The sequence below is a fragment of the Bacteroidota bacterium genome (genome assembly GCA_008933805.1).
GTDB lineage: Bacteria > Bacteroidota > Bacteroidia > UBA8524 > UBA8524 > SB11.
Genome location: WBUH01000009.1, coordinates 117,096 through 129,127 on the forward strand (window position 1 = coordinate 117,096; position 12,032 = coordinate 129,127).

9 protein-coding genes are annotated in these 12,032 nt (G+C 41.0%); 6 read left to right on the forward strand and 3 right to left on the reverse strand.

The window, feature by feature from the left end; translation table 11 throughout:
• The first annotated feature begins 1 nt into the window (after nt 1).
• From F9K23_10475 to F9K23_10490, 4 genes are all read left to right on the forward strand, one after another.
• Nucleotides 2-2,308 carry a TonB-dependent receptor gene (locus tag F9K23_10475; protein ID KAB2915675.1) on the forward strand — a complete coding sequence of 769 codons (2,307 nt, stop codon included), beginning with the start codon at nt 2-4 and terminating at the stop codon, nt 2,306-2,308.
• Nucleotides 2,308-3,309, forward strand: a complete 1,002-nt coding sequence (locus F9K23_10480) for a hypothetical protein (GenBank protein KAB2915676.1) — start codon at nt 2,308-2,310, stop codon at nt 3,307-3,309. Before F9K23_10475 ends, F9K23_10480 begins: the two co-directional genes overlap by 1 nt.
• A gap of 133 nt (nt 3,310-3,442) precedes the next feature.
• Nucleotides 3,443-4,555 carry a hypothetical protein gene (locus tag F9K23_10485; protein KAB2915677.1) on the forward strand — a complete coding sequence of 371 codons (1,113 nt, stop codon included), beginning with the start codon at nt 3,443-3,445 and terminating at the stop codon, nt 4,553-4,555.
• A 34-nt stretch (nt 4,556-4,589) separates the two neighbouring features.
• Nucleotides 4,590-5,831 (forward strand): M20/M25/M40 family metallo-hydrolase, encoded by a 1,242-nt coding sequence (locus F9K23_10490; protein KAB2915678.1) that lies wholly within the window; start codon nt 4,590-4,592, stop codon nt 5,829-5,831.
• Nucleotides 5,832-5,975: 144 nt separating this feature from the next.
• Here F9K23_10490 and guaA read toward each other — a convergent pair whose 3' ends face one another.
• From guaA to F9K23_10505, 3 genes are all read right to left on the reverse strand, one after another.
• Complete coding sequence (gene guaA, locus F9K23_10495) at nt 5,976-7,502, reverse strand: glutamine-hydrolyzing GMP synthase (GenBank protein ID KAB2915679.1); 1,527 nt, start codon at nt 7,500-7,502, stop codon at nt 5,976-5,978.
• A gap of 115 nt (nt 7,503-7,617) precedes the next feature.
• Nucleotides 7,618-9,468, reverse strand: a complete 1,851-nt coding sequence (locus tag F9K23_10500) for a PAS domain-containing sensor histidine kinase (protein ID KAB2915680.1) — start codon at nt 9,466-9,468, stop codon at nt 7,618-7,620.
• Nucleotides 9,469-9,623: 155 nt separating this feature from the next.
• Nucleotides 9,624-10,436 (reverse strand): ABC transporter substrate-binding protein, encoded by an 813-nt coding sequence (locus F9K23_10505; protein KAB2915735.1) that lies wholly within the window; start codon nt 10,434-10,436, stop codon nt 9,624-9,626.
• A gap of 285 nt (nt 10,437-10,721) precedes the next feature.
• On the opposite strand from F9K23_10505, the gene F9K23_10510 reads away from it, so the two are divergent.
• Both F9K23_10510 and F9K23_10515 read left to right on the forward strand, forming a co-directional pair.
• Entirely contained in the window at nt 10,722-11,300 is a 579-nt protein-coding gene (locus tag F9K23_10510) for a YqgE/AlgH family protein (GenBank protein KAB2915681.1), read from the forward strand.
• Between the two features lie 5 nt (nt 11,301-11,305).
• On the forward strand, nt 11,306-12,019 hold the full coding sequence (locus tag F9K23_10515; GenBank protein KAB2915682.1) for a hypothetical protein: 714 nt from the start codon (nt 11,306-11,308) through the stop codon (nt 12,017-12,019).
• The last annotated feature ends 13 nt before the right edge of the window (nt 12,020-12,032 follow it).

Consider the following 12,032-nt stretch of genomic DNA (forward strand, 5'->3'; position numbering starts at 1 on the left):
CATGACAACACCCAAACTTATAACAAGCTATGTTTTAAAACACGCTGCAAAGCGTTTGGGAACGGGAGTAATGGTACTTATACTACTGGCCTTTTGCACAACAGTTGCAAAAGGCCAGTTTTTTATACAAATAGGCGACACAGCGTTGAAACCTGTCGATTTTGCATCGGTAGGAGTGGTGCCTATATCAGCTGAAAAGGGATTAGAGTATAACAGAGCCAAATTGTACTATACAGATGCTAAAGGTATGGTGCAGCTAGATTTTGGCGGAAAATGTTTACTGAAAATACAAGCCGAAGGTTTTAAGGCTTTTGAAGACAGTGTTGAAATTGTTGCAGGAAAAACCCTGAAAATTAAACTGTATCCATTTGAGGCTGAAGTGAGTGAAGTAGTGGTTACAGGCGTTTTTGAACCTACGCACATTGATAAATCCATATCGAAAATTAGGGTGATTGATATGAAACGGATAGAGGGGCAGGGTGCGGTGAATTTGAACGATGTATTAAGTAATGAATTGAACATACGCCTGAAACGTGATAATATTTTGGGCAGTAGCATGAGCCTGCAAGGAATTGGCGGGCAGAATGTGAAAATACTGATTGACGGCGTGCCGATGATTGGCCGCATGGATGGTAATATTGACCTAGGGCAAATAAACCTGAACAATATTGAAAAGATTGAAATTGTAGAGGGGCCGATGAGTGTGATGTACGGGACGGATGCGTTGGGCGGGGTGATTAATTTGATTACGAAGAAAACTACTAAGAATAGTATAGAAGGGAATGTGAACAGCTATTACGAAAGCGCAGGGCAATATAACCTTGACGGACGTGTGGCGTTTAGCACCCCTAAAAAAACAAGTGTACAGGTATCGGGCGGGCGTAACTTTTTTGACGGTTACGAAGAGTTAGGTACCTACAAACGTGCGCAAGCATGGAAACCCAAAGAACAATACTTTGCCGATGTAATTGTAGGGTTTAGTATTAAAAATACCACCCACAGGTTACAATCAACCTTTTTTGATGAGTTGCTGCTAAACAAAGGCGAACCTGTTGTTGGTCCTTACAGCGTGTATGCGTTTGATAACTATTTTTATACACGCAGGTTTAATAACTCGTTATTCTCAAATATTAAGCTTAAAAACGGCGGGCATATACAGTTAATTAACTCATACTCGTGGTTCCGTCGTCACAACATACAAATGCGTAAAAACTTAGTTACGCTAGAAAATGTACAAACACAAGGCTCTACCGACCACGATACTTCTACGTTTGATTTATGGCTTTCGCGTGGTATCTACACCGTTGGCTGGGGTAAAAATGCCACTGTGCAAGTGGGGTATGATATTAATATTGAAACCGGTACAGGCAGAAGGATAGAAGGTACCAGCCAATCTATTGGTGATTATGCCGGATATACAACGGTTGAGTATAAACCGCTTAGGCGTTTAGTGATACGCCCCGGTGTACGTGCGTCATACAACACCAAATACGGTGCGCCAATAACCCCGTCATTCAATACCAAATACGACATAAACAAAAATCTTAGTGTGCGTGCTTCGTATGCAAGGGGTTTCAGAGCACCTTCATTAAAAGAGTTGAGCTTGTTTTTTGTTGATGTGAACCATAACATACAACCCAATGATAACCTGAAAGCTGAAATTTCAGACAACTTCAACGCATCGTTTTTATATACCCGCACAGTAGGCGAAAATAGCAGCATACGTTTTGAACCCTCTTTCTTTTACAACGATATCCGCAATATGATATCACTTGCAGTGGTTGACCCTGCTAAACAGCTATACAGCTATGTGAATATAGGAGCATTTACCAATGCCGGTACCAACCTTAATACAGAGTTCAAAACCAAACATATTAGCCTGCAATTAGGGGCATCATACATTGCCAATAAAAACCTGATAAGCGGGCCTAATGTTTCAAAATACAGTACTACCCAAGAGTACAAAGCAAACGTTACTTATACCGTTCCCGTGTCAAAAACTTCCATCAGTTTATTCTATAAATACAACGGAAGAGTACCCGGTTATATGTTAGATGCAGGGGGAAATGTCATACAAACTTACATTCAAGACTATTCTATGGCCGATTTATCGGTAGCACAGTCATTTTTAGGTCAAAGAGTGACCCTGGTCATAGGCAGTCGTAACATTTTTAACGTAATTCGCATCAGTTATAACGCACCAACCGGAGGAGCACATAGCGGGGGAGGTAACTCAATGGGAATAGGAATGGGGCGTACAATTTTTACAAACATTAAGATTCACTTATTCAAGCAGGACAAACGATAATGAGGATTAAAGCGCTTGGCATATTAACAGCAGTTTTGGTAACACTGTCATCGTGTTGGAAGGAAGACGAACGTTTTGTTCTTCAACCGGCAGGAAACGTAACCCAAAAGCAGGTGAAAATGGGCGAGAGTTATGATAAAATCATATACTTTAACATACACACCCAAGATTTTATGGTGCGTAGCCTTGCTGATTGGGACTTTGCTTTTGAAAACACAGAAAAAGGCTTGCACATTCGTATGAATGGCGGCAAAGGTTTTAGGGCACACGAAACTTCTGAAACTGATTTTGCAGTAGGTTATACCATTGTTAGCGGACACGAATTTAAATACGATGCACCTAACGGTCACCTTGACTCAACCGGTATAGGTACTTGGTGGAGCAATACTGACGGAACCTCAAAAGGTAAACTATATATCATTAATACCGACCCTACTAAAACTTCGGGTACGGCACACTTCAAACGCTTTCAAGTACAAAAAGCTGATAACACAGGTTTTTGGGTGAAAGTGGGTAATCTTGACGGAAGCATTGATGAAAAAACGTACTTCATTCCTAAAGATGCTAAGTACAACTACTCATACCTTAACATTGCTACCGGTGAGGTAAAAACTGACTTGGAGCCTGAAAAAGGAACTTGGGACATTGTATTTACCCGCTACCAACACGTTTACCACGACCAAGGTCCTGAGCCTTTACCTTATCAGGTAACAGGTGTATTGCTAAACCCTAACGGTGTGACAGCATACGAAGAGACTAAAATGAAGTTTGAAGATATTACTTTGGATTATGCGTTGGGACTTAAATACACTGCCGATGCAGATGTGATTGGTTTTGACTGGAAATATTACAACCAGACTTCCGGACGTTTTACGGTGAATCCAAATTTGATTTACATTGTTAAAACGGTATCAGGATACTACTATAAGCTAAGGTTTATTGACTTTTATGACGAAAAAGGAATAAAAGGAAACCCATTGTTTGACTTACAAAGGCTATAGGCTGAAATTCATATTGGTTAAATTTTGAGGGGGCAGAAAATGCCCCCTTTTTTTGTGTTTTTATATCAATTTTGGTTGTTTAGAACCATTCTAAAATAATATCTTCGCGCCAGATAAAACAACACTTTATAACATGCGTATAATACCCGCACTTATTGCGTTTTCAGTAGTGGCTTTTGCAGCTTGCAAAAATCCAAACAGTCACCAACACACCAATGATTCTTCAGCCACAGACAGTATGGCTAAGGATAGCGTTAAAACAGAAAAACATCTTAAAAACATTCGTCAGCTTACTTATGGCGGCAACAACGCTGAAGCCTACTTTAGCTTTGACGGTACCATGCTTACTTTTCAGAGTGATGCTAAAAAATGGGGTGTAGAGTGCGACCAAATTTTCCTAATGAAGATAGATGAGGCTGCAAAAGACAGCACATATATGCCTAAAATGCTAAGTACCGGTAAGGGCCGTACTACTTGTTCTTATTTTATGGGTGGGGATGATAAAATTGTTTACGCAAGTACACACTTGAAACATGACAAATGCCCTCCAGCTCCTGAGCACCGCGCAGATGGCAAATACCTTTGGGCAATTTACCCTGAGTTTGACATTTTTGTTGCCGACCTAAAACGTAACATTAAGCAACAGCTTACTAATACCCCCGGTTACGATGCCGAAGCCACCATATCTCCTGATGGTAAGAAAATTGTGTTTACCAGCACCCGTAGCGGCGATTTGGAGCTTTATACAATGGATGCAGACGGTAAGAACGTAAAGCAAATCACTACCCAATTGGGATATGACGGTGGTGCTTTCTTTTCACCTGATGGAAAACGTTTGGTATTCCGTTCATCACGCCCAAAAACCGAAGAAGAAATTAAAGAATACAAAGATTTGTTGGCACAAGGCTTAGTAGCTCCCACCAACATGGAAATTTATACCTGTAATGTAGACGGTAGCGATTTGAAACAAGTAACCAACTTGGGCAAAGCTAACTGGGCTCCTTTCTTTCACCCAAGCGGTAAAAAAATCATTTTCTCATCAAACCACCACAGCAGCAGGGGGTACGATTTTCAGTTGTACATGATTAATGACGATGGTACCGGACTTGAGCAAATTACCAACGAAAGTATTTTTAATGCGTTCCCAATGTTCTCTCCTGATGGTAAGAGGATTGTATTTAGCAGCAACCGTAACAATGGCGGTACCCGCGATACAAACCTGTTTATTGCAGATTGGGAAGACTAAACGGTTAAAAATTTCGTAGGTATAACAAAAAGACATGATGAGGATAATAAAAATTGCAGCCTTTTTATTGATGGTTTTCGCAGCTGTAGCAATACAGGCGCAAAGCATATCAAAAAAGAAGGTTAAAAAACACATAAAAACCCTTAGCAGCGATAAGTATTTGGGCAGAGGTGTTGGTGAAGAGGGTGAAAGGCTTGCTGCTGAGTACATTGCAAAGCAGTTTAAAAGTTTGAAGTTGAAGCCTATGGGCGACAGCGGAACTTATTTTCACCACTTTAGTTTTAAGTTTAAAGTAAACCCTCACAGCGAGGATGGAGCGGTTGAAAAGAACGGTAAAAACGTAGTGGCATTTTTAGATAACGGTGCTGCAAACACTATTATCATTGGTGCACACTACGACCACTTGGGAATGGGGCATGTAGGCAGCAGCCGCGATGCTAATCCCGAAGGTAAAATACACAACGGCGCGGATGATAATGCATCAGGAACTGCCGGGGTGATAGAATTGGCAAGGTATTTTGCTAAAAACAAAACCAAAGAGAACTGTAATTTTATGTTTATCTGCTTTTCAGCCGAAGAGCAAGGGTTAGTAGGCTCAAAAAAATTTACCGAGTACGGTTCTTTTAACGCTGCTACCACCCAGTGCATGATAAACATGGATATGATAGGCCGTCTTAACGACAGTACTAAGAAAATAATGGTGTACGGGGTAGGTACCAGTCCAGTATGGGGCAATATGGTGCAAACGTTAAAACCCAACACCTTAGCTATTGGTATTGATTCATCAGGAACAGGCCCTACAGACCATACGAGCTTTTATTTGAAGGATGTGCCCGTATTGTCGTTCTTTACCGGACAACACAAGCAATACCACACCCCTGAGGATGATGCCCACTTGATAAACTACGACGGTACGGTAGAAGTGCTACGTTACATAGCGAGTATTTGCGATAACGTGGCTGCAATGCCAAAACCTGAGTTTACAAAAACAAAAAACAGTGATAATGAAAACCGTGTATCGTTTAAAGTAACATTGGGTATTATGCCCGATTATGTGTTTGAAGGCCCCGGCGTGAAGGTAGACGGTGTTACTGCCGGTAAACCTGCCGATAAGGCAGGCGTGAAGGCAGGAGATATTCTTTTGTTTTTGGGAGGGGTTGAGTTAAAAGGCATGAAAGAATACATGAATGCACTAAGCCAACACAAAAAAGGAGACAAAACTACTCTTAAGGTGCACCGTGGTGCAGCTGTATTAGAGTTTGAGGTAGAGTTTTAAGAGAATACTATCAAAGGTAAGGTAGGTTCAAAAAACGTCGTGTAGCTTTTGCTGCACGGCGTTTGTTTTTTATAGTGAATGTGTAAAAGAAACGGGGAAGTCTTAATACTAAGACTGCCCCGTTAATAAATATCAATGCGGCTATTATTCCCACTCAATAGTAGCAGGAGGTTTGCTGCTTATATCATATACAACGCGGTTAATACCTTTTACACGGTTAATGATGTTGTTACTCACGCGACCCAATACCTCGTATGGTAGGTGGCTCCAATCGGCAGTCATACCATCAAGACTGATAACAGCACGAAGGCAAATAACATTTTCGTAGGTACGCTCGTCGCCCATTACACCTACTGAGTTAACGGGCAAGAAAATAGCGCCTGCTTGCCATACTTTTTCATACCAGCCGCTCGCTTTCAATTCATTAATGAATATGGCATCGGCCTCTTGGGTAATGCGTACTTTATCAGGGGTAATTTCGCCCAAAATACGAATGGCCAAGCCCGGTCCGGGGAAGGGGTGGCGTTCAAGTATATTCTTGTCAATACCTAAAGCATAACCCACCTTACGCACTTCATCTTTAAACAAGCTGCGAAGGGGTTCTAAAATCTTTAGGTTCATTTTCTCAGGCAAACCGCCCACGTTGTGGTGGCTTTTAATGGTAGCCGAAGGACCTTTTACTGATACGCTTTCAATCACATCGGGGTATATGGTACCTTGTGCCAGCCAGCGGGCACCGTCAATTTTTTGGGCTTCATCATCAAACACATCCACAAACACTTTGCCTATGGTTTTGCGTTTCTTTTCAGGTTCGCTAATGCCATCAAGTTCATTCAAAAACAAATCACCCGCACGCACACCTTTTACGTTCAGTCCCATGCCTTTGTAAGCCTCAAGCACGCTTTCAAACTCATCTTTGCGCAGCAATCCGTTATCAATGAAAATACATTGCAATTGGTTGCCAATAGCCTCTTCAATCAACACCGCAGCCACAGTACTATCCACACCGCCTGATAAACCTAAAATCACTTTATCATCACCAACTATTTGACGGATATCATTTACCGTAGTTTCGATAAAATGGGTAGGCGTCCAATCGTCTTTGCAACCGCAAATCTTGTGTACAAAATTGGTTAACAATACTTTGCCTTGCTCAGAGTGGGTTACTTCAGGGTGAAACTGAATACCCCACACCTGTTTGTCTTTTAATTGGTAGGCAGCAACGGGTATGCTATCGGTATTAGCAATAAGAACTGCGTCTTTAGGGGGGGCTGTAATTGTATCGGCATGGCTCATCCAAACCACACTGCCGTTATCCATTCCGTCAAACAATGGGTTTTTTTCAGCAAATTGCAGATGTGCACGTCCGTATTCGCGGTGGTTACTGGGTTGCACATCGCCGCCCTTTTCATGGGCAAGCAATTGAGCACCGTAGCAAATACCCAAAAGGGGCACATTGGCAGTAAGCATGTCTAAATCCACACGGGGTGAAGCGTTATCACGCACTGAAAACGGGCTGCCCGAAAGGATAATACCTTTTACGGTGCTATCAATTTCAGGTATGTGATTAAAAGGGTGTATTTCAGAATACACATTCAATTCACGCACACGGCGCGCAATCAGTTGGGTGTATTGTGAACCAAAATCAAGGATGAGGATTTTTTCTGTCATGGCTAAAAAAAGAAGGTGCAAAGATAGGGGTAAAGGGCAAATGTTAACTTACTGCTAACAGGTTTTTTGAACATACTTTGCCAAGTGTAGCAAATTGTGAAAGAGTTGTATCGGCTTATTGCTCAAACACTATGGTAAACGTAGTGCCTTTGTTTACCTCGCTTTCAATGGTAATTTTTCCGCCAAGAGCCTCCACTTGTGTTTTCACCATAAACAAGCCCAAACCTTTGCCTTCTGCGGTTTCATGAAAACGCCTGTATAACCCGAAAATCCGGTCTTTATACTTATCGGTATCAATACCAATTCCGTTATCGGTAAAAATAATCTCAAAGCGTTTGTCAACTTGGTTACTTTTTATGGTTATAACGGGAGCTACATTAAGGCGACGGTATTTAATACTGTTTGTGATAAGGTTGATGAAAATGCTATGCAGATAGCTTTTTAGGGTAAACAGCACATTGCCTTTTGTAAAATCAGTAGTTATTTGTGCATTTTCAGCTTCAACTAAATGATTGATACTTGCTTTAATATCATCAATCATTGTTGATAATATTACGTTTTGTCTGTTTTCGCTAATGTTGCGACTTACTTGCAAAATCTTGTTCAGGTCAACTACTACATCATCCAGCTTTCTGGTAGATGTGTAAATGCCTTGCAGTAAGCGCAGCTTATCATTATCAGTAATGTCTTCGTATTGCATCACATTGGCAGCCCCCATGATATTTGATAGGGGAGAGCGCAAGTTGTGCGATACGATATACGCAAATTGCTCAAGGTCTTTATTACGTTGGATAATCTCGTTGGCAATCTGTTGCAATTCAAGTTCAGCTTGTTTACGTTCGGTAATATCAATGCAGGTTACGCTAATTCCAATAATATTACTGCCGCTGTGCCGCACGGGGTTTATACTGATGTAAAACCAAAGTGTTTCTTTGTTTTCAAAAGTATCTCCCGGAGCCTCGTACTCTATTCGTTGTCCGGTTAGGGCGCGTTCAAAAGCATTTCTTGCTCTTTGTTGCCGTTCACCAAGCAATAAATCGGGGTATTTTAAGCCTTGTTTCAGTTTGTTTCCTGTTTCATACAGCACCCAAGCCGACATTATTGTATTAAAGGATAGAATGGTAAACGTGGTATCCATGAACAGGTAACCAATGTTTGAGCTTTGAAACAAAGAATCAATAGTTGCTTTTGATTTTTCAAGCTCAATATTAGCCAGTGTCCGCTCGGTAATATCCCTAAAAAAACCCTGAGAACTAACCATTTTACCTTTTACAAAGCGTGGTATCGAGTTTCCATCGGCATATATACGTTTTCCGTTTTTTGCTATAAAAACAAGCTCGGTATCGTTTACTGCTTCGCCCTTTCTCAGCCGCTCAAATTCATTCATGCAGTGCTGGTGGCTTTCTTCGGCTATTACATCAAAAACATTCATGTCTTTAATGTCTTCATCTGTATAGCCAAGCGTTTTCTTCCAAGTATTGTTTACAAACAAAATCTTTCCGTCAGAATCAACGCTTTGTATCAACTCTTGGCTGCCTTCTACCAGCAAGCGATATTGTTCTTCGCTTTCCTTCAGCGCACTTTTGTTTTTTATTTCTTCTGATAAGTCTGTAATTCGTCCTACCGCAATTCGACCTTGGGAGGTATCAAGACCTACCATATTAACTTCAACAATAATCTCTTCGCCTGTTTTATTAAGTCCGTATATACGGCGTTTATAGGTAACAGCCTCTTTGCTAAAGTCTAATGAAAAGAAGTGGGTAAGAAAGTTCTGGTAAGTTTGCTTATAGCGTACAGGTAGGAATGCCCCGAGGTTTTTGCCAATCACATCTTCTTTACTACAGCCTAAAATTTTTCGTGCAAGGCCATTAAAAATGACGATTGTGCCGTTTTCATCAATCGCGGCATAAGCATCAGGTGCCCCATCTATAATTTCAGGTGAAAACCACAACCCCTTATCAACCATTCGTGTTTACTTTGTATTTGTAACAATCAGAACCCGTTTTAGGCTCTAAAAGTATTGCACCAAGTCTACAAATTTTAAAAAAATTGCAAAAACCTTTTTTTACAAGATACAAAAAGATATAAACAAAACAAAGTCGGGCAAGCGTAAAGAGATTATCAGGCCATAGCCAAAGCAGGTTGCGACTGCATTAATGAGGCAAAATAATCAGGGCTGTTTAGCAAGCGGCTGCCGTACCAACTGAACATTTCTCCATCTACAAGTTTTATTTCGGCCAAGGGCAGTACCTGTTTTATTTCTTCGATGTGTTTTTCTTTAAACGGAAACGGCTCTGATGATAACAATACCACTTCAGGAGCCAGTTCTTTCAACTCCTCAAGTTCAACGCGGGGGTAGCGCATACTATCGGTTTCAGGATTATAGGTAGCCGTGGCAAAGCTGTGCAACACATTATTATATCCGCACAAATCAAGCATGTTATGTATAAATGTACTGTTACCTGCGCCCATCCAAGGGTTGCGCCAAATAAGGTAAGCCGCACGACGATTATACTCAGCCGCGGGAAGTTGTGCAAAAGCATCAATTATACTACCGCATAGTTCATGCGCCTGTTCACCCGTTTCGGTTATTTCGCCCACCATTTCAATCATCATCAACGCATCATCAAGGTTTTCAATATCACTAATCCAAACGGGGTAAAGTTTGGCCAGTTCTTCTAACTGCGCCCGGTCGTTCTCCTCTTTATTGGCAATAATAAGGTCGGGTGTAAGCAACGCTATTTGTTCAAAATTCAGCTTTTTAGTGCCTCCGATTTTAGTTTTAGCCCTGAAATGGTCAGAGGGGTGGATACAAAACCAAGTAATGCCAACAACTTCTTTTTCAAGTCCTAAATGAAACAGTAATTCTGTTTGGCTGGGCACTGTTGATATGATGCGCAGGGGCCTTTTAGGTAGGGAAACTGTGCGCCCCATTTGGTCAGTATAGTCCACGGTTCAGGGGGTTAATTAATGGTTAGGCAAAAGTATATTGATTTTTTTCCGACCCTAAAAAATAGGCGTTAAACGATTGATTTTATACGATGAAGTGCATAAAAAGCAAAATGAACCGAAAAGCATGCAACGACGGCTTAAAAGTTGTACTCTTTTACTTAAATGCTGCCATTTGTTTTTTTACCGAAAAGTGTACGAACAGTGTAAAAGAAACAAAAGTTTTTTTATAACATGCAGCAGGTTTACGACGTTAAATAGTCTAAAGGTATGATAGAGTATAAACTGGTATCGCCGGGGGCCGGTAAGGTATTAATTGCCGAACCTTTTTTGGGCGATGATAATTTTAAACGCAGCGTAGTGCTTATTACCGCCTACGAGGCAGAGGGTGTGGTTGGGTTTATTCTTAACCGTCCGTCAGACTTTACGGTAGATGATTTGATGCCTGAGTTTGCAAATGATTACGGCTTTGCGCCACGTGTGTATTTGGGCGGCCCTGTGCAGCCTGATACATTACACTTTGTGCATAAACTGGGTAATAAAATTGATGACTCAATGCAAATTGGCCCCAATTTGTGGTGGGGAGGTAACGCAGGACAATTGGCTGATTTGATACGTAAAAACTATGTAGACGAAAGCGAAATACGGTTTTTTATGGGTTATAGCGGTTGGGCCATGGGGCAGCTTGAAATGGAGATTGAAGAAAAAGCATGGATAGTAGCCAATGGGGTTGAAAGCTTGTTGTTTGATGCTGAAAGCGACAACGAATTTTGGCGCAAAACAGTGATGCGTCTTGGGGGGAATTACCGCCAGTTGGCAAATTACCCCGAAGATGTGCATTGGAACTAATGCCTATGATAAAACAGAAACTATTAGTATGTGTATTGTTTGTGTTAGTAGCCATAGGAAAGGCAAGCGGGCAGGATATTATCTTTTATAAAAACGGTAACAACGACACGGTTAAAATTGTTGAACGGGATACAGAAACCATCTCTTTTAAGAAATACAAAAGGCTTAACGGACCGCTTTATGTTGTATTAAAGTCGGCGCTTTTGTTTATAAAATTTGAGGACGGAAAAATTGAAGTGCTGGACAGCACAGGTTCAAACGGAAATAAAAAGCCCAAACCATACCTACTGCCCATGGGGCGTAATATTATTACGGCAAATATCTTCAGTATGATACTGGGCAATGTTCAATTAGGGTACGAGAGCTTGCGTAATGAAGGGAGAATAGGATATAAGGTATCTTTTTTAGGCAGTATATTGAGTGAAGACACTGATGTATCTATGCAATTGCTTGGGTTTGATGTAAATTTTTATCCTGCCGCACAAAAATGGGTAACATATCTTTATGGCCCTGCAATACGCTACGGCTATGTTGATTATCATGAAAACGGGATTGATCCTGCAAGACCTTTCGTGTCAATACTATTTAATAACGGATTTGTGTTTAATGCCGGAAATTCGTTTTACATAGGAACTCAAATTGGTTTGGGTCCCGGTATTTATAAATCAAATGTGTTTCCGTATGGTTATCTTACATTAAATTTGGGGGTAAGGTTCTAAAAAACTGTATATA